This is a genomic window from Amycolatopsis sp. NPDC028719 (genome assembly GCF_055565395.1).
On record NZ_JBVHUL010000003.1, the window covers coordinates 473,378 to 500,082 of the forward strand.

The following is a 26,705-nucleotide window of genomic DNA, read 5'->3' on the forward strand; positions in this document are numbered from 1 at the left end:
CCCATGCGCATGGTGGTCACCGGCGGCGCCGGTTTCATCGGCTCGGCCTACGTCCGCAACGTGCTTTCCGGCCACTACCCCGGTTTCGAGCCGGACGAGCTGGTCGTGCTCGACAAGTTCACCTACGCCGGCAACCGGGCGAACCTGGCGCCGGTCGCCGCCGACGACCGCCTGCGGGTCGTCACCGGCGACATCGGCGACCCGGAGGTCGTCGAGCGGGAGCTGACCGGCACCGACCTGGTCGTGCACTTCGCCGCCGAGTCCCATGTGGACCGGTCGATCGCCGGGTCGGCGGAGTTCGTCCGCACCAACGTGCTCGGCACCCAGACCCTGCTGCAGGCCGCGCTGGAACGCGAGGTCGGCAAGTTCGTGCACGTCTCCACCGACGAGGTCTACGGCTCCATCGACGAAGGCTCCTGGCCCGAGGACCACCCGGTCGCCCCCAACTCGCCGTACTCGGCCTCCAAGGCGGCCTCCGACCTGCTGGTCCGCTCCTTCTTCATCACCCACGGGCTCAACGCCTCGATCACGCGCTGCTCCAACAACTACGGGCCCTACCAGTACCCCGAGAAGGTCATCCCGCTGTTCGTCACCAACCTCGTCGACGGACTCCAGGTGCCGCTCTACGGCGACGGCCTCAACGTCCGCGACTGGCTCCACGTCGACGACCACTGCCGCGGCATCCAGCTGGTGGCCGAGCGCGGCCGGGCGGGCGAGGTCTACAACATCGGCGGCGGCACCGAGCTGACCAACCGGGAGCTCACCGAGCGGCTGCTCGCCATCACCGGCCGGGACCACACCGCGATCCGGCCCGTCGAGGACCGCAAGGGCCACGACCGCCGCTACTCGGTGGACATCACGAAGATCTCCACCGAACTCGGCTACTCCCCGCGGGTCGGCATCGACACCGGCCTGCGCGACACCGTCGACTGGTACAAGAACAACCGCGGGTGGTGGGAGCCGCTCAAGGGCTGAGCTACTGCGTGCGCAACCGCGGCCACAGCTCGTCCCAGGCGATGGTCCGCCCACTGAAGACGGTCATCAGCTGCGGCACCACTTCCTGCCGGTGGGCGAAGGCCCCGGCCACCAGCGGGCTCGCGTCGCCGACGAACAGGACGCTGTCGACGCTCTCGTCCGGGTGCCCGAAGTAGAAGTACCCGCGGTGCGCGCTGTAGACGTCCGGCAGTCCGCGTTCGCCGCCGAAGAGCTGCAGGTCGGCGGCGAAGGCGTAGCTGTCGGTCATGATCGCCGTCCGGGCCCGCTGTTCCGGCGGCAGCGAGGCGTAGACCTTCACGACGGCGTCGGAGAGCTGGCCGAGCTGGCCGTCGGACTGCACGAAGACCTTCGCCGTCAACGGCACCAGCGGCACGTCGGGAATGCGCTCGGCCCAGGACTTCGGGTAGATCGGCAGTGCTACGAGCGCCTGCACGACCGACACCGCGACCAGGAGCCAGCCGAGCGCCTTCGCGGCCGTGGGCCACTTGACGTCCTGCAGGCCCACCGCGCCGGCCGCGAACAGCAGCGCGTACAGGCTGTAGACGTAGTAGGACCGGCCCGACGTCAGCAGGTAGGCCACGATCAGCAGCAGGAACGCGACGCCGAGGAAGCGGTACGGCCGCAGGTCGCGCGCGGCGAGCAGGCGCCCGAAGCCGAACAGCGCGAGCGGCACGCCGATCACCAGGCCGGGCCCGGACAGCAGTTCGAGCAGGAACGGGCCGGTGCCGGGGAACTCGGCGGCGACGACCTCGGACATCCGCGTGTACGGCCAGCCGTGGACGGCCTGCCAGACCAGCGTCGGCACGGTGGTCAGCGTCGCGACCAGCGCACCCGCCCAGAGCAGCGGCCGGCGCACGAGGTCACGCGGCCCGAAGACCAGCGACGCGGCGGCGAGCGTCACCCACAAGGCCGGGACCAGGAACTTCGTCTGCAGCGACACGGCCGTGACGAGCCCGGCGGCGAACAGCAGCCGGTCGTCGGCCCCGCCGTCGCGCCGCTGCCGGGTCCACCGCACGACCAGCCAGACGACGAGCGACCAGAAGAACGGGTCGATCGAGTAGGTCGCGAGGTAGTGGCAGATCAGCGTGGCACCGGACATCGCGTACGCCGCGGCGGCGACGGTCTGCGCGACGCGGCGGCCGCCCAGCTCGCGGGCGATCAGCGCGCTCAGCACGATCCCGCCGGCGGCGGCCAGCGTGGCGGGCAGCCGCAGGGCCACGAGCGAGCCGGGGAACAGGTGGTCCAGCCCCGCGGCCAGGAACGGCACCAGCGGCGGCTGGTCGAAGTAACCCCACGCGGGGTGGTCGCGGCCGGCCACCACGAAGTAGGCCTCGTCGAAGGAGAACCCGTAGTTCCGGCTGGCGATGAGGAGCAGGGCTCCGGCGACTCCCGCGATCAGGAGAACCGGAGTCCGCGCGAACGCCGGGCGCGTGTGGCCCGGCCGGCTGTCGGTGGTCTCACTGGTAAGGGTCATAGCTCAAGTAGACCCGGCTGGACCTTGCGTTTCTGCGGCCGGGAGTCCTCAGCCGAGGCAACAAAAGTCGATCAAGCGGCACGGATTCGCAACCTTCGTAGTCACTCGGAAGTGATGTTTCACCACGGAAAGTGAGGGTAGCGATTCCCCTAGACTTCGCCTGTGAATCGGCTCTGAACTGGGGTTTTTTCGCGATACTGCAGCCATGACCCAGGGCCGGCACATCGTCTTCTTCAGCTTTCCGGGCGTCGGGCACATCAACCCGATGCTGGGCCCGGTCGAAGCGCTCGCCGAGCGCGGCCACCGGGTCACGTTCGTCGTCGCCGAGCAGTTCGCGCGCCTGCTGGGCGACAGCCTCGCCGAGGTGCTGCCGTACCACTCGGACTTCCCCGCGTCGGTCACCAAGGTCGACAGCGCCGACGACGCGGTGACGATGATCATCGACCTCATGCGCGAAGGCTTCGCGGCGCTCGGACCGGCGCTGGACCGGCTTTCCGGCGACCGGCCCGACCTCATCGTCCACGACACCATCAGCGGCAACGCCGCCCGCGTGCTCGCCCGCGCCTGGGACGTCCCGCTCGTCGAGAGCTGCCCCGTCTTCATCGAGAACGACGACGACGAGATCCCCGGCTCGCCCCAGCCACCCGAGGACCACCCCGCCGCCACCGGCTTCGACCACCGGGACCCGCGTCTCGCGCGGTTCGGCGAGGAGTTCGGCGCGGGCGTCTCGGCGCTGCTCACGCGCCACGGCCTGGACCCGAACCTGGCGATGGCCAGCCTGACGCCGATCGGCGACGAGCCGCGCCTGGTCTACATCCCCAAGGCGTTCCACTACGGGAGCGAGACGTTCGGCGAGCGGTACCTGTTCGTCGGCCCGACCGCGGACTGCTCCGTCCTCGAAGGCCACTGGACCCCGCCGGGTGACGACCGGCCCGTGGTGCTGATCTCGCTGGGCACGTCGATGAGCAAGGACCTCGGGTTCTTCACCGGCTGCATCGAGGCCTTCCGCGGCACGCCGTGGCACGTGGTGCTGACGCTGGGCCGCGGCGCCGACCTCGCCGCACTCGGCGAGCTGCCGCCGAGCGTCGAAGCGCACAACTGGATGCCGCACCCGTCGGTGCTGAAGCACGCGTCCGCGCTGGTGTGCCAGGCGGGGATGGGCAGCGTCCTGGAGGCGCTGCGCTACGAGGTCCCGATCGTCGCGGTGTCCCACAGCGGCGAGACCCTGGCCAACGCCCACCGCATCGCGGAACTGGGCCTCGGCCGGCACGTCCCGGTCACCGAGGCGAGCGGGCAGGTCATCTTCGACGCGGTGGCGGCGCTGGCGGCCGACGACTCGCTGCCCGCCCGGCTCGCGCTGATGGCCAAGGAGATCGAGCAGGCGGGCGGCGCCCCCGCGGCCGCCGACGCCCTGGAAGCCCTGCTCCCGTAGGCGAAAACAGGGTTCTGAACCCGGCCCGCTCGGCGGCGGCGGCGGACGGGTGAGCGCCCGGCCCCATGCAGTGAATGACTCATTCCTGGCGCCGGGCGCCAGGAATGAGTCATTCACTGCATCCGAAATCTCAGGCGGAGCGGCGGAAGCCCCGCGTGGCGACGATCGCGCCGGTCAGGCCGATCAGGCCGGCCGCGCCCAGCGCCGCCAGGCCCCCCACCCCCACCGGGTTGCCCAGCGCCAGGTTCCGGGACGCGTCGACCGAGTAGGTCAGCGGGTTGACCGTCGCCACCGCGCGCAGCCACGCGGGCAGCGAAGACAGCGGGACGTACGCCGAAGACGCGAACATCAGCGGGAACATCACCATGGACGTGACGCCCTGCATCACCTCGACGTTGGAGATCCAGACGCCGATGGCCATGAACATCCAGCTGAGCGACCAGCCCACCGCGATGCACATCAGCCACGCCAGCAGCACGCCGGTGAAGCCGCCGCCGGGCGAGAACCCGAACAGGGTCGCGGCCAGCACCAGCATGATCGCCAGCTGCAGGGCGTGCCGCACGACGTCCGCGAGGCTGCGCGCCACCAGCACCGACGCCGACGCGATCGGCAGCGTGCGGAACCGGGCCACGACACCGTTGCGCATGTCGTCGAGCAGGCCGACGCCGGACTGCAGCGCCACCGACAGCGACCCCATCACCAGCACGGCCGGCATCAGGTAGTCGATGTAGGACACCCCGGCCGGGAACGAGCTGGTGCCCGCCAGGCTCGCGAACACCTGGCTGAACAGGATCAGCATGATGAGCGGCTGCAGCAGGCCCAGCAGCACGAGCGCCCGGGACGCCACGACCGCCCGCAGCGAACGGCCGGTCAGGATGATGATCTGCATCGGCACCGAGGTGCCCCGCCACGGACCGCTGCCGCCCGGTCCGGCCACAGTGGAATGGTCCGAAGCGGACAAGGTGGTCGGTGCGCTCATGGGTCAGTGCCTCTCGGTGTCGGTGGGGGAATCGGCCGGCCCGCCGGAGAGCGCGAGGTACACGTCGTCGAGCCGCGGGTCGACCAGTGCCAGCTCGACCGGCTCGACCGCGACGTCGTCGAGCGCGCGGACGACGCGCACGAGGTCGGTGGACTTCTCCACCGGTACCGTCAGCGCGAGCCCCGCGAGTTCGTCCACTCCGGACACCCGCGGGTCCATCCCGGCGCGGCGCACCGCGTCCGCGGCGCGCTCGGCGTCGGGCTTGTCGGCCAGCGTCAGGGTGACCGTGCGCTTGCCGACCTGCGCCTTGAGCGAGGCCGACGTGCCCGCCGCGATCACCTTTCCCTGGGCCAGCACGACGATCTTGTCGGCGAGCCGGTCGGCCTCGTCGAGCATCTGCGTGGTGAGCAGCACGGTCGAGCCGTCGCGCACGAGCTGTTCCACGATCTCCCACATGGCGATCCGGGCCGCCGGGTCGAGGCCCGTCGTCGGCTCGTCGAGGAAGATCACGTCGGGGTGGCCGACCAGGCTGGCGGCCAGGTCGAGCCGCCGCCGCATGCCACCGGAGTAGGTCTTCGCCGGGCGCGCGGCCGCTTCGCGCAGGCCGAACGCGGTCAGCAGCTCGTCCGCCCGCTCCTTGGCCTCCTTGGTGGACGCGCCGAGCAGGCGGGCGATCAGGATCAGGTTGCGGAAGCCGGAAAGCTGCTCGTCGACCGACGCGAACTGGCCGGTGAGCCCGATGCGGCTGCGCAGGGTGACGGCGTCGCGCTGCACGTCCAGCCCGGCGACGCTGGCGTGGCCCGAAGTGGGCGTCACCAAGGTGGTCAGCACGTTGACCAGAGTGGTCTTGCCGGCGCCGTTGTGGCCCAGCAGCCCGCACACGGTGCCGCGCGGCACCTGCAGGCTGACGTCGTCCAGCGCGCGGACCTTGCCGAAGGTCTTGGTGATTCCCTCGGCCTCGACGAACAGGCTCACGGCCGCTTCCTTCCGCTGCGCCGAATCGGACATGGCAACAGTTAACACAGGAGGAATACCCTTTTCCCTGCTCACCGCGGGACCCGAGGGGTTCGCCTAGACATGGTTGACTGCCTGCCGCGCGCGACTAGCTTTCGAGTCATGACTCCCCCGCCGGGAAGCCACGTCGCCTTCCTCACCTATCCCGCCCACGGGCACCTCAACCCCACGCTGCCCGTCGCGGCCGAGCTCGTGCGGCGCGGCCACCGGGTGAGCTACGTCGTGGCCGGGCAGTACGCCGATGCCGTGCGCGCCACCGGCGCCACCGTGCTGCCCTACGAATCCCACGTGCCGAAGTCCTGGGACACCGTGGCGATCCCGGAGAAGATCACCGGTGACGTCGTCGCGGAGGCGGGCCTCGCCCAGGCGCTGGAAGGCTTCGCGCCGCTGCGGACCGCGCTCGGCGCCTTCGAAGCCGACCGGCCGGACGTCTTCGTGTACGACGCTTTCGGTTACGCCACCGGGCGTCTGCTCGCTCGCAAGTGGTCGATCCCGGCCATCCTGTCGTGCTCGACGTTCGTGGCCAACGAACGGTTTTCGCCGTACGCCGCGATGGCGGGCAAGGTCCCCGCGCCCGACCCGGACCACCCCGCGCTCGCCAAGGCCGCGTCGGTGGTCGGGGACGTGCTCGCCGAGCACCTGCCCGGCACGTCCGCCGCCGAGCTCGCCCAAGCGCGTGAGGACACCAAACTCGTGTTCCTGCCGCGGGAGTTCCAGCCCGGCGGCGACACCTTCGACGACGGGTTCGCCTTCGTCGGGCCCTGCCTGGGCGACCGCGCGGGCGGCTGGACCCCGCCGGACGACCGGCCGGTGCTGCTGATCGCCATGGGCAGCTTCGGCTACCACCACCAGCGCGAGTTCTTCGCCTCGTGCCTCGAGGCGTTCGCCGGGTCGCCGTGGCACGTCGTCATGACGATCGGGCGCCTGGTCTCGCCGGCGGAACTCGGCCCGGTGCCGCCGAACTTCGAGCTGCACCCGTGGGTGCCGCAGCCGGCCGTGCTGAGCCGGGCGAGCGGGTTCGTCTCGCACGCCGGGATGGGCAGCACCATGGAGTCGCTCGCGCTGGGTGTCCCGCCGGTGGTCGTGCCGCGCACGCTGGAGCAGGAGATCGTCGCCGACCGGCTCGCCGAGCTCGGCCTCGGCGTCCGGGTCGACCCGGGCGACGTCGACGCGGCGTCGCTGCTGAAGGCCGTCGCCGGCCTGGCCGAGGACGCCGGCGCGCACGAACGCGTGGCCCGGATGCGCGAGCACATCACCGACGCCGGGGGCGCCGCGGCGGCCGCGGACCGCGTCGAGGCCCGACTGACCGCCTGACCGCCTGACCCAGGAGTGAATCCGACGTGGACACCACCGAGCTGACCGCTGCCCCGGAAATCGCCCCGGACGGCGGCGCTTCCCTGCTGACCTGGCTGGAGAAGATGCGGGCGGACACGCCCGTGTGGCGCGACGATGCGGGGGCCTGGCACGTGTTCCGGTCCGCCGACGTCCGCCGGGTCAGCACCGACGCGCAGCTGTTCTCTTCGGACACGACGCGCCTGACCTCGCCCGGGGACCAGGCGCCCCCGGGCACCCTGCTGGTCATCGACCCGCCCGAGCACCGCAAGCTGCGCCGCCTGGTCAGCCAGGCGTTCACGCCGAAGGTGGTCGCCGACCTCGAGCCGCGGATCACCGAGCTCACCCGGGAGCTGCTGGCCGCGGTCGAGCCGGACGCGACGGAGTTCGACCTGGTCGACGTGCTGGCCTACCCGCTGCCGGTGATCGTCATCGCCGAGCTGCTGGGCGTGCCGGCCACGGACCGCGCGCTGTTCCGGGGCTGGGCCGAGGCGCTGATGGCGCTGCAGGTCGACGACCCCAGCACCGGCGAGAAGCTGGCCATCGCGATCGAGGAGATGGAGGCGTACCTCAACGCCCAGATCGCCGACCGGCGCGCGCGGCCCCGCGACGATCTGCTGACCCGGCTGGTGGAGTCCTCGATCGACGGTGAGCGCCTGACCGACGAGGAGGTCGGCAACTTCACCGCGTTGCTGCTGCTCGCCGGGCACGTCACCACCACCATGCTGCTCGGCAACGTGCTGCTCTGCCTCGAGGACGCCCCCGGCGTCTACGAGCGGGTCCGGGCCGAACCGGCGCTGGTCGAGCCGCTGCTGGAGGAGGTGCTGCGGCTGCGGCCGCCGTTCCCGCGCGTGGTCCGGGTGACCACGGCCGACGTCGAGGTGGCCGGCACGGTGATCCCCGCCGACTCGATCGTCTGGGCCTGGGTCGTGTCGGCGAACTACGACGAGCGCGAGTTCGCCGACCCCGCTCGGTTCGACCTGGCCCGCAAGGCAGGTGCGCACGCCGCGTTCGGGCACGGCATCCACTTCTGCCTGGGTGCGCCGCTGGCGCGGCTCGAAGGACGGATCGCGCTGGAGCTGCTGTTCGAGCGGTTCGAGCACCTGCGGATCGCCCCGGGCGCGGAGGTGCCGTTCCACGCCGGCGGCGTGTTCGGCGTGCAGCAGCTGCCGGTCACGACCACCGCGGGCTGACCGGCCGGGAACCGCCGGCGAGCGGGAGGTGAAGGCGCGGATGCCGCACTACCGAAGGTGCGTCCCGGGGTGCCGTACCTCCGGCCGGGCGGACCCCAGTGTTAGCCCCCAACCCCCCGGCCGGCATTGACGGGCCATAACCCGTTGGCTAGCGTACGAGACGTCGTTTGGTTTGTTTCCAACGAAACGGACCGAAGCGCAGCTGGCCGGGTGGACTCGAGGAGCTTCTGGGGAAGGGCTCGAGGTTTCCGCTGGGGTGGTGTGAATAACCCACCCGGACAGCTGCCGCCGACCCTCTGGAGGGGAGCTCGAGGGTCGTCGACGCCTTTTGTCCGTGGACAATGCCTCGAAACGTAGAACGAATCTGGGGGTTCGAACTCGATGAACACGCGTGTCGATTCCTTGGCCGAGCGGCCGGCGGCGGTACCGCACGGCCTGCCGGCCGTCGCCGAAAGACAGAACCAGAACGTCGCCGCTTTCGACCTGTCCGATGTCTGCATCGCGAATCTGGGACCGGATCTCCGGGTGATCGAGGCCAATGGCGACTTTCTCCGTCAGCTGGGCCGGACCGCGTCCGAGGTTTTCGGACAGAGCTTTGTGGACTTCGTGCACCCGAGCGCCAAACAGTTCACCCTGCAGCAGCTGGCGCGCCTGAACGAAGGCCGCCGGGACCGCTTCAGCGCGCGCCTGGTGGGCGTGCGGCCGGCCCAGCCGGTGCTCTCGGGCGGGCTGACCGGCATCGCGGTGCGCAGCCAGTCCGGCCAGGTCACCACGATCGTCGTGCTGATCAAGCCGGACCGCGCCGTGGAGACCCCGCGGCCGGCGATCGAGAAGACCAAGCTCCTCAGCGAGCTCGACGCGAAGGTCCTCGAGGGCGTCGCCGCCGGCATTTCGACCGTGCAGCTCGCTTCGAAGCTGTACCTGAGCAGGCAGGGGATCGAGTACCACGTCGGCGCGATGCTGCGGCAGTTCAAGTCGCCGAACCGCTCGGCGCTGGTCTCGAAGGCGTACTCGCAGGGCATCCTGTGCATCGGCCAGTGGCCGCCGAAGGTGACCCCGCAGTACATCCGCTGAGCACTTCGCTTCCCAGGGCCGGCCGGGCCGCCCGGGTGGGGTTCGATGTCCGGTTCGCGCCGGCATCGGTCCCGGCCCGAGCGCCCGGCCGGCTCTTTTCCCGTAAGCCGGGAAATCCCCTCGAATGCGGGTCGCGACGGGTGCGCGCGGCAGTACCCTGCGCTATCCTGCGAAGGCAGGGATCGATTTTCACGACGGCGGCGGCACTGGAAAGGTGAGGCGCAGTGGGTATTTTCGGGAAAAAGGAAGACGATTCCAAGAAGAAGCCGTCCGACACCAAGGCGGACAACGCCAAGGCCGACGACGAAAAGAACCGCAAGCGCCGCAGCCGCCTTTTGGGCGGCGCGTACGGCGGCGGCAGCGGCGGCTGAGCCGGTACTCCGCTGACCGAGTGAATCGGGTGGGACGAGGATGGCCTCGGACCACCCGATTCTCGTTTCCGGGGCCTGGACGGTGAGAGTCCGGAGTTGTTGGTCAGTTTCCACCCGTGGATTGCTGTGGCTACAGTGTGGCAAGCGTGGTCGCACGGGGAGTGACCGTTGCGGGTGGGTGTGGGCGGTTCAGGGGGTGGTCCGGCGTGGTCCGTAGGGGTCGGTGCGGGGTACCCCGGCCGGGTGGGTAGGCAGGCGGACGTCATGAACGACCCGTTCACCGCGTCGGACGAGGGGAAAGAGTCGTTCACCCCGTCTGACGACTGGGTTCCGGCGAAGTCGCCCACCCTGGCCAGCCCCGCGCTCGGTCGACGGACGCGGTGCCCGGGCAAAGGTCTTGAACCCCGGCCGAGTCACCTGCACCGCACCACGGTGCGGTGCAGGCGCGGTGAGGGCGGCGCGGGTGGTCCGGGCGCAATGCCGGCGATCCGGGCGGTGCGGTTGCAGTGCGGGCGCAGTGCGGTGCGGGCGCAGTGCCGTGCGAGCGCCGTGCGGGCGCGGGACCCGAGCACGCGAAAAGGCCGCCTTCCCCGGACCGCGTCCGCTGAAGGCGACCTCCCACCCGTTCTACCTCAGCCGGCCCGGGGCACGACCGCCTCGGCCCACTCCGGCACGTCCAGGATCTCCACCACCGCACCGGCCACACTGACTCCCGGCGCGATCCCGACCATCAGCACGTGGTCCCCCGGCTCCAGCTGCCCCGTCCCGAGCATGTTCGCCAGCGATGCCACCTGGTCACTCGCCCCCAGGTGCCCGAGCCCCCGCCCGAAGTCCCAGTTCGACTTCTCCAGGGGGATGCCCAGCATCGCCAGCAGCCCGTCCTCGACGTACTTGCGCGAACCGTGGTTGTACGCGATGCGCGTGACGCCGTCGAGGCCGATGCCCGCCTCGGCCAGCACCCGGTCGATCAGCTCGGAACGCGTCTTCAGCAGGTTCAGGCCACTGTGGAGCATCGTGTCGCGGTTCTCGAACCCGAAGAAGTCGATGCGCTCGGCGAAGTCCATGAAGCGGCCGATCGTCGCGCCCGGGGGGAACATCGGCTCGTCGCCGCGGTGCATGCCCTCCAGCTCGGGCACCGTGATCGAGCTCGCCGACTTCAACCGCGCGAAGCCGGATGTCGTGTTCAGCACCACCGCCGTCGCGCCGTCGCCGATGACGAAGTCGGGACGCAGGCAGCGCCAGCGGTTCACCAGCGGGGACGTCGAGTTGTCCGAGGCCACCGTCATCGCCGTCCCGCCGCCACGGGCGATCAGGTACGTCGAGGCCAGCTCCAGCGCGCCGAACATGCCGTTGCAGCCCTGGCGCAGCTGCGCCGCCAGCAGGTCGCCGCCCACCAGGTGCCGCTGCAGCCAGAACTGCGGGAACCAGCCGTCCGGGCCCGAGTGGTAGTTGTCGGCATACAGCAGGACGTCCAGCGCCTCCGGGTCGACGCCCGCGCGGGCCACGGCCTCCTGCCCGGCCCACAGCGCCATGTCCGGGGCCGGGGTCTCGCCGGCGCAGGCCGCGCCGGTCAGCCCGGACGCCTCGGCGTCCTCGGCGGTCATCCACCCCTGCTCGATCGCCGCCTCGACGCCGGTGGTCGCCGGCACGTACGTGCCGATCCCGCTGAGGTAGACCTCCGCCAGCTTCACTTCGCCTCCACTTTCGCTCCCAGCCACGATTCGACGGCGTCGGCCGCGCGGATCTCCCCGCCGGCCAGCTCGACCTGCCCGCTCATCCACCGGACGCGCTGGGCGATCACGGGGTCGGACGCGGTCGCGGCGACCGCTTCGAGCAGTTCGTCCTCGGTGACCTCGGTGCGCGACACCACCCGGCCCAGCCCGAGATCGGCGATGCGGTCCGCGGTCACCACCTGGTCGCTCTGGGACGGCGTCACCACCATCGGGACGCCGTAGTGCAGTGCCTCCATCGCGCTGCCCAGCCCGCCGTGGGTGACGAACACGCGCGTGTGCGGCAGCAGCGCCGCGTGCGCGACGAACGGGTGCGCCTCGATGTTGTCCGGCAGCGGGCCCAGCTCGGCCGGGTCGACCCACCGCCCGAGCGTCAGCACGACGTGGTACGGCTGCCCGGTGAAGGCACGCACGCACTTGCGGAAGAAACCCACCTGCTCCCGGCTGCGCGAGGTACCCAGCGAAATCAGCACGAGCGGCAGCCCGTCGGCGGGCGGGGTCCACTCCCCCGGCGGCGCCGTCCGGTCGAAGCACGGCCCGATGAACGCGAAGCGGTCGTCGAAGGTCTCACCGTGGATCTGGAACGCCTTCGGCAGGTAGACGAGGTGATAACCGGGGTCGCCACCACCTGCGTCCACATCGGACAGACCGTGGTCGGCCAGCAGCTGCCCGGCGTGCTCCACGAACGCGGACAGTGCGGGGTCGGTGAGGTCCGGTGGCGCGGCGGAGTCCGACTCGGCCTGCGCCTCGTTCAGGCGGAAGTGCTCGTTGGAGGCGAACTCCGGGCACGACTGCACCGTGGGCACCGACCACTTCCGCGCGATGAGCCGCGCGGTCTCGGACGCCGCCAGGTCGTGCACGACCAGGTCCGGCGGGTCGTCGGCGAACCGGTCCATCGCCGCGGAAAGCGGCGCGAGACCTTCGCCCATGAACGCCAGCATGGCCCGCAGCGCGTACCCGTCGGACGCGGTGTCGCCCAGCCCGGTCGCCCACGGGAACGTCGAGGTGTAGGGCAGTACTTCGGCCCCGGTCGCGGCCACTTTCGCGGCGAACTCGTCGACCACGGCGAAAGTGACCCGATGGCCGCGGCGCACCAGCTCGGCGACGATCGGGAGGACCGGCGCGACGTGGGCGTACGCGGGGAAACTGAAGACGGCGATGTGCCTGCTCACCGCTGCATCGTCGGGCACCGTCACCCCGGGACGCACCGGCTACCACGCAAGTTCTGGCTATTTCCCCCCAAAACCGCTTTGAACGTTTCTACGCCGGGACGACTAGGGGGTTCCACAGAGTTTCCCGGCGAGATCCGTCACGCGGTCACCGCGTCCTTATCCTGCAGACGACCGCACGAGGGGGATCTCAACAGCTGTTGCAAAGCAACGAAATGCACGTCATCGCGGGAAAGGGCAGACCGCGACCCCTGGGGAAGGACCTTTCATGAAGACCAGCGTTGACGACCTGGCACTGTTCGGCGGCCCGATGGCCTTCGAAAAGACCTTGGTGGTGGGAAAGCCGAGCACCGGGGACCGGGCGAAATTCTACGAGCGGCTCGAAGTGGCGCTCGACAGCGGGCGCCTCACCAGCGGCGGCCCGCTGGTCAAGGAGTTCGAGGCGCGGATCGCCGACCACGCCGGGGCGAAGCACTGCGTCGCCACGTGCAACGGCACGATCGCACTCGAGGTCATGGCCCGGGCGGCCGGGCTCTCCGGCGAGGTCATCATGCCGTCCATGACCTACGTCGCGACCGCGCACGCGATGCGTTACCTCGGCCTGACGCCGGTCTTCTGCGACCTCGACCCGGCGACCGGGTGCATCGACCCCGAGCAGGTCGAGCGCCTGGTCACCGAGCGCACGACCGGGCTGGTCGGCGTGCACCTGTGGGGCCAGCCGGCGGCCATCCAAGAGCTGGAGAAGATCGCCGAGCTGCACAACCTGACCCTCTTCTTCGACGCCGCGCACGGCATCGGCTGCAGCTTCGGCTCCCAGCCCCTCGGCGGGTTCGGCAAGGCCGAGATGTTCAGCTTCCACGCGGCGAAGGTCGTCACCACCTTCGAGGGCGGCGCGATCGTCACCAACGACGACGACTTCGCCCAGCGCGCCCGCTACACCCACAACTTCGGCTGGGGCGAGGAGCACGTCACCGAGTTCGCCGGCACCAACGCCAAGATGAGCGAGGCGTCCGCGGCCATGGGCCTGACCTCGCTCGACGCGCTGCCCGCCACCATCGCCGCCAACCGCTCCCACTACGAGCAGTACGCGGCCGAGCTGGCGGGGCTGCCCGGCCTGGAGATGCACCGCTATGACGAGGAGAACCGCAACAGCTACCAGTACAACGTCGTGAAGGTCGACGAGGACGAGTGCGGGCTGTCCCGCGACACGATCCTCGAGCTGCTGCGGGCGGACAACGTGCTGGCGCAGCGCTACTTCTCGCCGTGCGTCCACGAGTGCGAGCCGTACCGGACCGAGCGGCCGGTCTCGCTGCCCGCCACCGACGCGTTCTCCCGGCGCGTGCTGACGCTGCCGACGGGACCGTCGGTCACGAGTGAGCAGGTCAGCGAAGTTTCGGCCCTGGTGACCTTCGCACTCGAGCACGCCCCGGAGATCCGCCGCCGCCTGGCCCGCTAGCTCGGGGCAGCGATGCAGTGAATGACTCATTCCTGGCGCCGGACGCAAGGAATGAGTCATTCACTGCGTTCGCGCCGCGACCAGCTTCTCCAGGTCGGCCACCAGCTCGTGCGGAGTCGGCTGGGCCAGCGCGAGGTCGCGCAGGCGGCGCGCGTTGGCCGTGAACTCCGGTTCCCCGACCAGCCGGGCCACGGCGGACCGCAGATCGCCGGCGGTGAAGCCGTTGTGGGTGAACAACAGTCCCGCGCCTTCGTCGACCAGGCGCTGGGGACGCAGGAGGTGGTCGGCGATCGGCGTGGTGACCGTCAGCTGCGGGACGCCGGCCACCAGCGCCGCGCCGTAGCTGCCGAAACCGCCGTGGTGCACGATCGCCGCGCAGCTCGGCAGCACCGTGTGCAGCGCGACGGACTCGACGACCCGGACGTTCGCCGGCACTTCGCCGAGGGCCTTCCGCTGCTCGGGCACCAGCGCGGCGATCACTTCGATGTCCAAAGCAGACAAAGCGGCCAGGATCTCGGGAATCGAGACGTAGTCGCCGCCGAAGGCGTCCGTGTTGGACGAACCCAGCGTCAGGCACACCCGCGGCCGCGTCGGCGGTTCGCGCAGCCAGTCCCACACCACGGCCCGGCCGTTGTAGGGGACGTGCCGCACCGGGAGCCGCCGGACGCCGGAGCGCGCGCCGAGCGACTCCGGCAGCGGGTCGATGGTCGCCTGGCCGGTGACGAGCTCTTCGTCGAACTCCACACCGAACGGCCGGCCGGTCAGGTCGAGCCAGTCGAAGAGCGGGTCTTCCCGCTGCTCCGGCGGCTGTTCGGCCATCAGCTCGAGGAAGGTCGCGCGCATGGCGCACCAGACGTCGGCCCAGCACAGCTGCCGGACGTGCGCGGCGCCGCAGGCCTTCGCCGCGATCGCGCCCGCGTAGGTCAGCGCGTCCCAGACCACCAGGTCCGGCTGCCACTCCCGCGCGTGCGCGACCAGGTCCCCGACCATCTCGTCGTTGTAGATGGCGAACCCGGCCCACACGGTGAACGTGTAGCGCTGGTGCAGCGCCTCCCACGTGTGCGACGCCGGGTCGGTGTCGTTCCAGTTCGCGATGTCGGCTTCCTGGGCGTCGCGGTTCTGCTTCATGCCCTCGTGCATCGTGTTGTCCACGCCGACCGGCACCGCGGTCAGGCCGGTGCCGGTGACGACGTCGGTGAACCCCGGCGACGCGGCCACCCGCACCTCGTGCCCGGCCGCGACGAGCGCCCAAGCCGTCGGGACCATGCAGAACAGGTGGGACTTTTCGTCCAGCGTCACGAACAACACGCGCACGACGAGTGCCTTTCAGTGGTGGCGGGACAACGTGCCCGCGAGCCGCGTGGAAATGAGCCGCAGCACCTCGGGCTGGTGGTCGGCGAGGAAGAAGTGCCCGCCGTCGAACACCTTCAGCTCGAACTCGCCGTCGGTGTGCTCCTGCCAGGCCCGCGCCTCGTCGAGGGTGGTCTTCGGGTCGGCGTCGCCGGTCAGCACGGTGATCGGGGTGCTCAGCTTCGGTCCCGGCTGCCGGACGTAGGTTTCGGCGGCCTTGTAGTCGTTGCGGATCGCCGGCAGCGCCATCCGCAGGATCTCTTCGTCGCCGAGCACGGCCGCGTTGGTGCCGCCGAGCTTGCGCACCTCGGCGATGACCCCGTCGTCGTCGAGCTGGTGCACGGACTCGTCGCGGCGGCAGGAGGGTGCGCGCCGGCCGGAGGCGAACAGGTGCAGCGGGGTCACGCCGTTCCGCTCCAGCCGGGTGGCGACCTCGAACCCCAGCGTGGCGCCCATGCTGTGGCCGAACAGCGCGAACGGCTCGCGGGTCCGCTCCGCCAGCACCTCGGCGACCCGGTCCGCGAGCCCGGGAAGGTTGTCGATCCCCGGCTCCAGCCGGCGGTCCTGGCGGCCCGGGTACTGCACGGACAGGACCTCGACCGAGCGGCCGAGCCCGGCGGACATCGGGAAGTAGAAGCTGGCCGAACCGCCCGCGTGCGGCAGGCAGAACAGCCGGACGGCACCCGCGTCCGCGTCGTGGTAGCGGCGGAGCCACAGCTCCGGGTTCTCAGTCATGCGTGAACTCCGTCCTCAGGGTGGTCTCGAGCCAGCCGCGCACGGTCGCGGCGGTGGTGGCGGCGTGGTCTTCGACCATGGTGAAGTGGTTGCCGGGCACGTCGACGACGGTGTCGGCGGTGTCCCAGTGCGTCTGCCAGTCCGCCGGGGCCAGCCGCTCGTCGGCGACCGGGGGTTCGGACGAGCGGACCAGCAGGAGCGGCACCGACAGCTTCGCGGGTTCCCAGCCGGCCATGAGCCGGAAGTACCAGCTCATCGCCGAGAGCCGGGCGACATCCATCGGCGCGAACACCTCCTCGCGGTCGAACATGCCACCGAACAGCTCGTCGCGGAAGCGGTCCAGCGGCGAGTCCTCGCGCGGCAGGTAGCTGTCGAGCAGCACGACGGCCAGGGGCGGCGTGCCCCGCTCTTCGAGGAGCTCGGCGGCGGCGTGCGCGAGCATCCCGCCCGACGACGACCCGAGCAGCACGAACGGCGCGCCGTCGGCGGCCCGCAGCACCGAGTCCGCCTGGACCTCGGCGACCGCGCGGACGCTGTTCGGCAGCGCCTCGCCCTTGACGAAGCCCGGCGCCGGCAGCGCGTGGACGTCGAGGTCGCCGCGGAACGGCGAGGCGAACCGGGCGTACTGGTGCACCCCGGCCAGCGCCACGTATGAGCTGAAGCAGATGAGCTTCGGCGCGCGCTCCCCGGCCGCGAGCTGCACCGAACCCGGCTGCCGCGCCAGGTCGGCGGCCGTGTCGAAGGTGGGCCGCAGCAGCGCCGCGTTCTGCAGCAGCTCGAAGCCCTCCTTCATCTTGCCGAGCTCGCAGGCCGTGCGGAACAACGCACCGAGTGTCTCGCCGGCGTCCACAGTGGACGCCACCGGCGCGGCGGAAGCCACGTTCAGCTCGGTGCGCAGGTGTGCGGCGAGGTCCGCCGGCGCCGGGAAGTCGAAGACCAGCGTCGGCGGCAGCCGCAGGCCGGTGGCCGCGCCGAGGGCGTTGCGCAGCTCGACCGCGGTCAGCGAGTCGAAGCCGGCGACGAGGAACCCGACGTCCGGGCGCACGGCATCCGGCCCGGCGTGGCCCAGCACGGTGGCCGCGGTGACCCGGACCAGGTCGAGCAGGATCGCCTGCTGGTCCGGCTCCGGCTTCCCGGCCAGCGCGGCGCGCAGGGCGGCCTCGCCGGACACCGGGGCGGCGCCCGTCGCGGCGCGCCGGGCCGGCCGTACGAGCCCCTTGAGGACGGAAGCGACCGAGCCGCCCAGCCCGGTGAGCTCGAGCTTCGCCGGGACCAGCGCGGGTTCGGCGAGCGCGGTGGCGGTGTCGAACAACGCCAGCCCCTGCTCGACGGGCAGCGCGTGGACGCCGCCGCGCGACATCCGCTTCCGGTCCGCCGGGTCCAGCGCGGAGCTCATCCCGGTCTCCCACAGGCCCCAGGCCAGGGCCTGGGCGGGCAGGCCGCGGCCGGCCCGGTGGGCGGCGAGCGCGTCGAGGAAGGCGTTCGCCGCGGCGTAGTTGCCCTGCCCGGGCGCGCCGAAGGTCGCCGACACCGAGGAGAAGAGCACGAACGCCGAGAGGTTCCGGTCCGCGGTCAGCTCGTGCAGGTGCCAGGCGGCGTCGACCTTGGGCCGCAGGACGGCGTCCATCCGCTCGGGGGTGAGCGAGGACAGGACGCCGTCGTCGAGCACGCCGGCCGCGTGCACGACCGCGGCGAGGTCGGGAACGTCCGCCAGCAGTCCGGCGAGCGCGGTGCGGTCCGCGGTGTCGCAGGCGGCGAGCCGGACGTCCGCGCCCAGCGCGGTCAGCTCGTCCCGCAGGTCGGTGGCACCCGCCGCGGTCCGGCTGGTCAGCACGAGGCGGCGGACGTCGTGCGCGGTGACCAGGTGCCGGGCCAGCACGCGGCCGAGGCTGCCGGTGGCGCCGGTGAGCAGCACCGTGCCGTCCGGGCCGAACGGGCGCTTCCCGGTGGTGGCCTCGGTGGTCGCCCGGGTCAGCCGGGCAGCGAGCAGGGCGCCTTCGCGAGCGGCGAGCTGGGGCTCGTCGGAGAGGACCGCGGCGGGCAGCGCCGCGGCGGACGCGGCGTGGTCGTCGAGGTCGATCAGCCGGACCCGGCCGGGGTGCTCCGCCTGCGCCGAGCGGACCAGGCCCCAGAGCGGCGCGCACGCCAGGCCGGGGACGTCGTCGCCGGCCGCGGCGGCCACCGCGCCCCGGGTCACCACGACCAGGCGGGAGGGGGCGAACCGGTCGTCGGCCAGCCAGTCCCGCAGCAGCGAGAGCACGTCGTGCGCGGCCGCCCGGGCGACGTCCGGCAGCTCGCCGGCGGCCGGGGTCCGGACCACCAGGACCGCTTCCGGCACAGCCATGCCGAGACCGACCGCGGCGCCGAGCGCATCGAGGTCCACATAGGACTCACACGTGGCGCCGCCCGCGTCGAGCACCGGCCCGACCCCGAGGCGGTCGTCGCCGACGACGGCCCACCGTCGCGCGACGGCGTCGGCCGGGGTCGCCGCGACCGGCCGCCAGTGGAGCCGGAACAACGACTCGGGCGCCTTCCGCGCCGGCCGCACCGCCCCGGCCACCAGGGGGCGCAGGACCAGCGCGTCGACCGACGCCACCGGGCGGCCGGCCGGGTCGGCCAGGCTCAGCTTGACGGTGTCGTGGCCGTTCGGGGTGACCGTGACCCGGACCGCGGTGGCGCCGCTCGCGTGCAGCGTCACCCCGCTCCAGGAGAACGGGAGGTAGTTCCGGCCCGCCCACTCGGCGACCGTGCCCAGCACGTGCAGCGACGCGTCGAGCAGCGCCGGGTGCAGGCCGGATCGGGCCGCGTCCGCGTGCTCCTGGGGCCGCAGGGCCACTTCGGCGTGCACCTCGTCGCCGAGCCGCCAGGCCGCGCGCAGGCCCTGGAAGGCCGGGCCGTAGCCGAACCCGCCGTCCGGGCCGCCGGTGTAGAGGCCGTCGAGGTCCAGGGGCTCGGCTCCGGCCGGCGGCCACTCCGTCCGGTCTTCGGGGACGGGACCGGGTTCGGCGGCCAGCCGGCCGCCGGCGTGCCGGGTCCACGGCTCGTCGTCGAGTCGCGAATGGACGGTCACCGGCCGGGTGCCCGCCTCGTCCGGTGCGCCGAGCACGACCTGCAGCTGGACGCCGTCTCGGGCGGGCAGGGGCAACGGCGTCTCGATGACCAGCTCGTCGATGCCGCCCGCGCCGACCTGTTCACCCGCGCGCAGGACCAGCTCGACGAACCCGGTGCCGGGGAACAGCGTGCTGCCCGCGACGACGTGGTCGGCGAGCCAGGGGTGGGTGCGCGGCGAGATCCGGCCGGTGCACACCACGGCGCCGTCCTCGGCGTTCGTGACCGACGCGCCGAGCAGCGGGTGGTCCGGGCGGTCGAGGCCCGCCATCGTGACGTCGCCCGCCGGGGTGAGGGAGAACTCCGGCCAGAACCGCTCGTGCTGGAAGGCGTACGTCGGCAGCTCCGCCGGATCGCCGGGTCCGCCGAGGACGGTCCGCCAGTCCACTGTGGATCCGTCGACGTGCAGTTTGGCCAGCGCGGTCAGCAGTTCACTCGATTCGTCTCGGTCCTTCCGCACCAGCGCGGTGACCAGCTGCCCGCCGTCCAGGCAGGCGGCGGCCATCGCGGTGAGGACGCCGTCCGGTCCCAGCTCCGCGAACCGGGTCACGCCCAGCCCGGCGAGGGTGGCGACGGCGTCGGCGAACCGCACGGTTCCCCGGGCCTGGCGCAGCCAGTGCTCCGGCGAGGCGAGTTCACCGGCGGTCGCCGGCTCGCCGGTCAGTGTCGAGACGATGGGGATGGCGGGCGGTGAGAACGTGACGCCGGCCAGGACGCGGCCGAACTCCGCGAGCATCGCGTCCACGTGCGGTGAGTGGAAGGCGTGGGAGACGCGCAGGCGCCGCGTCTTGCGTCCGGCCCACTGCCGCCCGACCTCCAGGACGCCGTCCTCGGCGCCGGAGACCACGACGGACGCCGGGCCGTTGACCGCGGCGAGTTCGACGCCCGCGGGCAGCGTCGGGACGACTTCGGCCTCGGTGGCCTCGATCGCGAGCATCGCGCCCCCGGCGGGCAGCGCCTGCATCAGACGGCCCCGCGCGGCGACGACGGCACAGGCGTCGGGCAGCGACCACACGCCCGCGACGTGCGCGGCCGCCAGCTCGCCGATCGAGTGCCCGGCGAGCCGGTCGGGGCGGACGCCCCAGGACTCCAGGAGCCGGAACAGGGCCACTTCGACCGCGAACAGCGCGGGCTGGGTGTAGCCGGTCTGGTCGAGCAGCTCGGGTTCGGTGTCGACGACGTCCAGGAGCGACCGGTCGAGGTGGCTGTCGAACTCGGCGCACACTTCGGCGAAGGCTTCGGCGAACACCGGGAACTCGCGGCGCAGCCCGGCGCCCATGCCGAGCCGCTGCGCACCTTGGCCGGTGAAGAGGAACGCCGTGTCACCCTCGGCCCGCACGCCCGTGCTGACGCCGGGCGCAGGCCGGCCGGCGGCCACGGCGGCGAGCCCGCGGACCAGCTCGTCGCGGTCGGCGCCGACGACGACCGCCCGGTGGTCGAAGACCGTGCGACCCGCCAACGCGGCGCCGATCTCGGCGGGCTCGCCACCATGTGTCTCGACGTGGCTCAGCAACCGCTCGGCCTGGCCACGCAGAGCCTCCGGACTGTGCCCCGACACGGCCCAGGGCACCCAGCGCCCCAATGTGGCCTTCGGTGCGTCAGACGCACCCAATGTGGCCTTCGGTGCGTCAGACGCAACCAAGGCCACATTGGGGCGCTCCGGGGCCTGCTCCAGGATCACGTGGGCGTTGGTGCCGCTCACGCCGAACGAGGACACGCCGGCGCGGCGCACGCGGTCGTCGTCCGGCCACGGCACGGGCTCGGACAGCAGCCGGACCGCACCGCCGGACCAGTCCACGTGGGACGACGGCACGTCGGCGTGCAGCGTTTGCGGCAGCAGGCCGTGACGCAGGGCCAGCACCATCTTCATGACCCCGGCCACGCCCGCCGCCGCCTGCGTGTGGCCGACGTTGGACTTGATCGAACCCAGCCACAGCGGCCGGTCGCGGTCCTGGCCGTAGGTGGCGATGAGCGCCTGGGCCTCGATCGGGTCACCCAGCGACGTCCCGGTGCCGTGCGCTTCCACGGCGTCCACATCGGACGGCCGCAGGCCCGCGCTCGCCAGTGCCGCCCGGATCACCCGTTGCTGTGACGGACCGTTCGGGGCGGTCAGGCCGTTCGACGCGCCGTCCTGGTTCACCGCGCTGCCGCGCACGACCGCGAGCACCGGGTGCCCGTTGCGCCGCGCGTCGGAAAGCCGTTCCAGCACGAGCATTCCCGAGCCTTCGCCCCAGCCGGTGCCGTCCGCGTCGTCGGAGAAGGCGCGGCAGCGGCCGTCCGGCGAGAGGCCTCGTTGCCGGCTGAACTCGACGAACGAGCCCGGCGTCGACAACACGGTGACCCCGCCGGCGAGCACGAGCGAGCACTCCCCCGCGCGCAGCGCCTGGATCGCCCAGTGCAGCGCGACCAGCGACGACGAGCACGCCGTGTCCACGGTGACGGCCGGGCCTTCGAGCCCGAGCGCGTAGGAGATCCGGCCCGACAGCACGGACGCGGCGTTGCCGGTCCCGAGGTAGCCTTCGGCGCTTTTCGGCGACAGCGCGAGCAGCGCCGGGTAGTCCTGGCCGTTGGTCCCGGCGAACACGCCGACGGGCTGACCGCGCAGCGACTCCGGGTCGATGCCCGCGCGTTCGAGGGCTTCCCAGGAGATCTCGAGCAGCAGCCGCTGCTGCGGGTCCATGGCGAGGGCTTCCCGGGGCGAGATCCCGAAGAAGGCGGGGTCGAACAACGCGGCGTCGTCGAGGAAACCGCCTTCGCGGGCGTACGACGTGCCTTCGCTGTCGGGGTCCGGGTCGTAGAGCGCGTCGAGGTCCCAGCCGCGGTCGGCCGGGAAGCCGCCGATGGCGTCGCGGCCTTCGGCGAGCAGCGTCCACAGCTCGTCCGGGGTGTGGACGCCGCCGGGGAACCGGCAGGCCATCGAGACGATCGCGATCGGTTCGTCGTCGGTCCGGGCGGCGACGGCCACCGGTGCTGCCGTCCCCGCGTCGCCGGCCAGGTGCGCGGCCAGGGCGTTCGGGGTGGCGTAGTCGTAGATCAGCGTCGCGGGCAGCCGCTGTCCGGTGGCCGCGGCGAGCCGGTTGCGGAGTTCGACGGCGGTCAGCGAGTCGAAGCCGAGGTCCTTGAACGCCCGGTCCGGCGCCACGGCCGCCGCGTTCGCGTAGCCGAGCACGAGCGCCACCGCGGTGCGGACGACGTCGAGCACGTCGGCGGGCCGGTCGGCGGCGGGTTCGGCAGCAGGCTGGGCGCGCGGCGGGACGAGCCCGGCGAACACCGGCGGCAGGACCGGAGCGGCGCCGAGCACGGCGAAGTCGAACCGGATCGGCAGCACCGCGGGCTCTCCGGCGCGGCAGGCCGCGTCGAACAGCCGCAAGCCTTCCACCGTGGACAGCGGGATCATGCCGGTGGCACCCAGCCGGCGGCGGTCGCGATCGGCGAGCGCGTCGGTCATGCCGCCGGACTGCTCCCAGAGCCCCCAGCCGAGCGCGAGCGCGGGCAAGCCGTGGTCGCGGCGGTGCCGGGCCAGCGCGTCGAGCCAGACGTTGGCCGCGGCGTAGTTCGCCTGCCCGGCCGGGCCGAGCGTGCCGGAGATCGACGAGAACACGACGAACGCGGTCAGCGCGGCGTCGGCGGTCAGTTCGTGCAGGTGGGTGACGGCGTCGATCTTGGGCCGCAGCACGGTGTCCAGGCGCTCGGGGGTCAGCGCGGACACGACACCGTCGTCGAGGACGCCGGCCACGTGGACGACACCGGTCAGCGGCCGGTCCTCCGGGATGCTCGCCAGCAGCGCCGCCAGCGCGTCGCGGTCGGCGGCGTCGCAGGCCGCGACGACGGGCTCGGCACCCAGCTCGACGAGATCCGCGACCAGCTCGGCCGCGCCGTCGGCGTCCGGACCGCGCCGGCTGGCCAGGAGCAGGTGCCGGACGCCGTACCGGGTGGCCAGGTGGCGGGCGACGAGCGCGCCCAGCGCCCCGGTGCCGCCGGTGACGAGCACCGTCCCGTCCGGACCGAACGACGCGGACGGGCCCGCCTCGGACGAAGTCAGCTTGGCCAGGCGCGCGGCCCGGACCTCGCCCTCGCGCAGCAGGAACTGGGGTTCGCCGGTGGCGAGCGCGGCGGGAAGCAGCCGCGCGGACGCCGGGTCGTCGACGTCGGCGAGCACGAACCGGCCGGGGTTCTCGGCGGCCGCCGAGCGCAGCAGGCCCCACACCGGAGCCTGGGCGAGGTCCGTCACCCCTTCGGCGACGGCGGCGCCCTGAGTCAGCACCACCAGGGTGCGGCCGTCGAACCGGTCGTCGGCCAGCCAGGCCCGCACGAGCCGCAGCGCTCGACCAGCCGCCTCGCCGGGAGTGTCCTCTTCGGACCGGGAGCGGAACGGGGCAACGAGGACGTCGGGCAGCGCACCCGCCTCCGCGACGCTGTCGAGATCGGGGTGGCAGGCCAGCGCGCCCAGCTCGGCGAACAGGGCGGCGCCGAGTTCGCGGTGGCCGGAGCCGAGCACGGCCCACGCCGCCGGGACCGGCTCCCCCGCGGGAACGGGCACCCAGTCGAGCGTGAGCAGCGAGTCCCGGGCGGCGCCGCCGACCGGCTTGGGCAGGTCGGGCCAGTAGGTTTCGCGCTGGAAGGCGTACGTCGGCAGGGCCTGTGCCCGCACGCCGGTGAACAGCTCGCCCCAGGCGGCTCGCGCGCCGCGGACGTACACCCTCGCGACGGCCGACAGGGCGGTCCGGACCTCGTCGCGGTCCTTGCGCAGCAGGGAGGCGACCGTCGTGCCGGGCAGGCACTCCTCGGTCATGGCGGCGAGGACGCCGTGCGGGCCCAGCTCGAGGAACCGGGTGGTCCCGGCGGCCGCGAGCGCCGCCACGGCGGCGGCGAACCGGACGGGCTCCCGGACCTGCCGCACCCAGTAGCCCGGGGTGGTCAGTTCGTCGGTCACCGGCGTCCCGGTCACCGTCGAGACGATCGGCAGCCGCGGCCGGGCGTAGGTGATCCGCTCGGCGACCCGGGCGAACTCCGCCAGCATCGGGTCCATCAGCGGCGAGTGGAAGGCGTGGGACACGGTGAGCCGCCGGGTCCGGCGGCCGAGGGCGGCGAAGTGCCGCTCGACCTCGCTTGCCGCTACCTCTTCACCGGACACCACGACCGAGTCCGGGCCGTTGACCGCGGCGAGGGAGACGGCGCCGGTGAGCAGCGGCGTCACTTCGTCCTCGGTGGCCTGGAGGGCCACCATCGCGCCCCCGGCCGGCAGCGCCTGCATCAGCCGTCCGCGTGCCGCGACCAGCTCGGCGGCGTCGGCGAGGGAGAACACGCCCGCGACGTGCGCCGCCGCCAGCTCGCCGATGGAGTGCCCGGCGAGGTGGTCCGGCGTCACGCCCCAGGACTCCAGCAGGCGGAACAACGCGACCTCGACGGCAAACAGCGCGGGCTGGGTGTACGCGGTCTCGTCGAGGTCGTCGCCGGACCAGACCACGGTCTTGAGCGGACGGTCGAGGTGCCGGTCGAACGCCGCGCAGATCTCGTCGAACGCGCCTGCGTAGACCGGGAAACGGTCGTGCAGTTCGCGGCCCATGCCGGCGCGTTGCGCGCCCTGGCCGGTGAACAGGAACGCGGTCAGCCCTTCGGCGACCGCGCCGCGGACCAGCCCGGGCACGTCGTCGCCCTTCGCCAGCGCGCGCACGCCGTCAGCCAGTTCGGCCGCGTCGCCGACCAGCACGGCCCGGTGCTCGAAGGCCGAGCGGGTGGTGGCGAGTGCCAGCCCGATCCCGGCCGGATCGCCTTCGACACCGGCGAGCCGGGCGGCCTGGGCGCGAAGCGCGGCTTCCGACCGTCCGGAAAGGACCCACGGAACGACGTCGGGCGTGGTTTCTGGGCCTGGCGCTGGGTCTTCGACCGGGGGCGCGGCCAGGAGGACGTGGGCGTTGGTACCGCTGACGCCGAACGCCGAGACACCGGCGCGCCGCACCCGCCCGTCCTCCGGCCACGGAACCGGCTCGGTCAGCACGCGGACGTCGCCGGCCGTCCAGTCCACTCGCGACGTCGGCTGCTCGACGTGCAGGGTCTTCGGCAGGACACCGTTGCGCAGCGCGAGGGCCATCTTGATGACCCCGGCGACGCCGGCGGCGGCCTGGGTGTGGCCGAGGTTCGACTTGATCGAGCCGAGCCACAGCGGCCGGCCCGCGGGCCGGTGCTCGCCGTAGGTGGACAGCAGCGCCTGCGCCTCGATCGGGTCGCCCAGCGACGTGCCGGTGCCGTGCGCCTCGACGGCGTCCACATCGGACGGTGACAGGCCCGCGTCGGCGAGCGCGGCGCGGATGACCCGTTGCTGTGAGGGCCCGTTGGGGGCGGTGAGCCCGTTCGACGCACCGTCGGAGTTGATCGCCGAACCCGCGACGATCGCAAGCACCGGGTGCCCGTTGCGCCGGGCGTCGGACAGCCGCTCCAGCAGCACGACGCCGGCGCCCTCGCCCCAGCCCGTGCCGTCCGCGCCGTCGGCGAACGCCTTGCAGCGGCCGTCCGCGGCCAGGCCCTGCTGCCGGCTGAAGCCGATGAACGCGCCGGGCGTCGTCATGACCGTGACGCCGCCGGCGAGCGCGAGATCGCACTCCCCCTCGCGCAGCGCGCGCGCCGCCCAGTGCAGCGCGACCAGCGAGGACGAGCACGCCGTGTCGACCGTGACGGCCGGGCCCTCCAGGCCGAGCGCGTAGGAGATCCGTCCGGAAAGGACACTGGCCGCGTTGCCGGTGCTTTCGTAGCCGTCGCCGGCGCCGGGGACGAGGCTGAGCAGCCCCGGGTAGTCCTGGCCGTTGGTCCCGGCGAACACGCCGACCGGCTCGCCCCGCAGCGACAGCGGGTCGATCCCGGCGCGTTCCAGGGCTTCCCACGACGTTTCGAGCAGGAGCCGCTGCTGCGGGTCCATCGCCAGGGCCTCGCGGGGCGAGATGCCGAAGAAGCCCGCGTCGAACGCGCCCGCGTCACGGACGAAGCCGCCCTGGCTGACGTAGCTCGTGCCCGGGTGGTCCGGGTCGGGGTGGTAGACCGCGTCGAGGTCCCAGCCGCGGTCGTCCGGGAAGTCCGTCAGCGTGTCGGTGCCGGTCTCGAGCACCCGCCAGAGGTCTTCGGGCGTCTCGACGCCGCCGGGGAACCGGCAGGCCATCGCCACGATCGCGATCGGCTCGGGCGCGGCGGATTCGGCCTCCCGCAGGCGTTCCCGGGTCTCGTGCAGGTCGGCGGTGACCTTGCGCAGGTACCCGAGCAGCTTCTCCTCGTTCACGTCGCACCCCGCCCGCCGGCGACCT

14 protein-coding genes and 1 pseudogene are annotated in these 26,705 nt (G+C 72.6%); 7 read left to right on the forward strand and 8 right to left on the reverse strand.

Annotated features, from left to right (window positions below; all coding sequences use genetic code 11):
- Positions 1-3: 3 nt before the first annotated feature.
- Positions 4-975, forward strand: a complete 972-nt coding sequence (gene rfbB / locus ACZ4TR_RS16145) for a dTDP-glucose 4,6-dehydratase (RefSeq protein WP_465287751.1) — start codon at positions 4-6, stop codon at positions 973-975.
- Between the two features lies 1 nt (position 976).
- On the opposite strand, the gene ACZ4TR_RS16150 is transcribed toward rfbB, so the two are convergent.
- Positions 977-2,470, reverse strand: a complete 1,494-nt coding sequence (locus tag ACZ4TR_RS16150; protein ID WP_465287752.1) for an ArnT family glycosyltransferase — start codon at positions 2,468-2,470, stop codon at positions 977-979.
- 205 nt (positions 2,471-2,675) lie between these two features.
- Here ACZ4TR_RS16150 and ACZ4TR_RS16155 point away from each other — a divergent pair, with 205 nt between their 5' ends.
- Positions 2,676-3,902, forward strand: a complete 1,227-nt coding sequence (locus ACZ4TR_RS16155; protein WP_465287753.1) for a macrolide family glycosyltransferase — start codon at positions 2,676-2,678, stop codon at positions 3,900-3,902.
- Between the two features lie 130 nt (positions 3,903-4,032).
- On the opposite strand, the gene ACZ4TR_RS16160 is transcribed toward ACZ4TR_RS16155, so the two are convergent.
- On the reverse strand, positions 4,033-4,881 hold the full coding sequence (locus ACZ4TR_RS16160; protein ID WP_364512399.1) for an ABC transporter permease: 849 nt from the start codon (positions 4,879-4,881) through the stop codon (positions 4,033-4,035).
- A 3-nt stretch (positions 4,882-4,884) separates the two neighbouring features.
- The gene (locus ACZ4TR_RS16165; RefSeq protein WP_364512402.1) at positions 4,885-5,889 is read right to left on the reverse strand and encodes an ATP-binding cassette domain-containing protein; all 1,005 of its coding nucleotides are present in this window, start codon (positions 5,887-5,889) and stop codon (positions 4,885-4,887) included.
- Positions 5,890-5,997: 108 nt separating this feature from the next.
- Between ACZ4TR_RS16165 and ACZ4TR_RS16170 the strand changes: the two genes are divergently transcribed.
- From ACZ4TR_RS16170 to ACZ4TR_RS16185, 4 genes are all read left to right on the forward strand, one after another.
- The gene (locus tag ACZ4TR_RS16170; RefSeq protein ID WP_465287754.1) at positions 5,998-7,209 is read left to right on the forward strand and encodes a macrolide family glycosyltransferase; all 1,212 of its coding nucleotides are present in this window, start codon (positions 5,998-6,000) and stop codon (positions 7,207-7,209) included.
- Between the two features lie 26 nt (positions 7,210-7,235).
- Positions 7,236-8,420, forward strand: a complete 1,185-nt coding sequence (locus ACZ4TR_RS16175; RefSeq protein ID WP_465287755.1) for a cytochrome P450 — start codon at positions 7,236-7,238, stop codon at positions 8,418-8,420.
- A gap of 381 nt (positions 8,421-8,801) precedes the next feature.
- The gene (locus ACZ4TR_RS16180) at positions 8,802-9,494 is read left to right on the forward strand and encodes a helix-turn-helix transcriptional regulator (protein WP_465287756.1); all 693 of its coding nucleotides are present in this window, start codon (positions 8,802-8,804) and stop codon (positions 9,492-9,494) included.
- 224 nt (positions 9,495-9,718) lie between these two features.
- Positions 9,719-9,865, forward strand: coding sequence for a hypothetical protein (locus tag ACZ4TR_RS16185; RefSeq protein ID WP_364512412.1), 147 nt, complete (start codon positions 9,719-9,721; stop codon positions 9,863-9,865).
- Positions 9,866-10,497: 632 nt separating this feature from the next.
- Here ACZ4TR_RS16185 and ACZ4TR_RS16190 read toward each other — a convergent pair.
- Together ACZ4TR_RS16190 and ACZ4TR_RS16195 are read right to left on the reverse strand one after the other, a co-directional pair.
- Positions 10,498-11,556, reverse strand: coding sequence for a ketoacyl-ACP synthase III family protein (locus ACZ4TR_RS16190; protein ID WP_465287757.1), 1,059 nt, complete (start codon positions 11,554-11,556; stop codon positions 10,498-10,500).
- Positions 11,553-12,767: a macrolide family glycosyltransferase gene (locus ACZ4TR_RS16195; RefSeq protein ID WP_465287759.1), complete on the reverse strand. Its 1,215-nt coding sequence runs from the start codon at positions 12,765-12,767 to the stop codon at positions 11,553-11,555. The genes ACZ4TR_RS16190 and ACZ4TR_RS16195 overlap by 4 nt, the downstream gene beginning before the upstream one ends.
- Positions 12,768-13,032: 265 nt before the next feature.
- Between ACZ4TR_RS16195 and ACZ4TR_RS16200 the strand changes: the two genes are divergently transcribed.
- The gene (locus ACZ4TR_RS16200; RefSeq protein WP_465287760.1) at positions 13,033-14,220 is read left to right on the forward strand and encodes an aminotransferase class I/II-fold pyridoxal phosphate-dependent enzyme; all 1,188 of its coding nucleotides are present in this window, start codon (positions 13,033-13,035) and stop codon (positions 14,218-14,220) included.
- 60 nt (positions 14,221-14,280) lie between these two features.
- Here ACZ4TR_RS16200 and ACZ4TR_RS16205 read toward each other — a convergent pair whose 3' ends face one another.
- From ACZ4TR_RS16205 to ACZ4TR_RS16215, 3 genes and pseudogenes are all read right to left on the reverse strand, one after another.
- A complete protein-coding gene (locus ACZ4TR_RS16205; RefSeq protein ID WP_465287761.1) occupies positions 14,281-15,534 on the reverse strand; it encodes an activator-dependent family glycosyltransferase in 1,254 nt (417 codons plus the stop codon).
- 12 nt (positions 15,535-15,546) lie between these two features.
- A complete protein-coding gene (locus tag ACZ4TR_RS16210) occupies positions 15,547-16,305 on the reverse strand; it encodes a thioesterase II family protein (protein ID WP_465287762.1) in 759 nt (252 codons plus the stop codon).
- Positions 16,298-26,671 (reverse strand): annotated as a pseudogene (locus ACZ4TR_RS16215) (type I polyketide synthase); the annotation flags it as partial. The pseudogene ACZ4TR_RS16215 and the gene ACZ4TR_RS16210, both read right to left, overlap by 8 nt.
- Between the last annotated feature and the right edge of the window lie 34 nt (positions 26,672-26,705).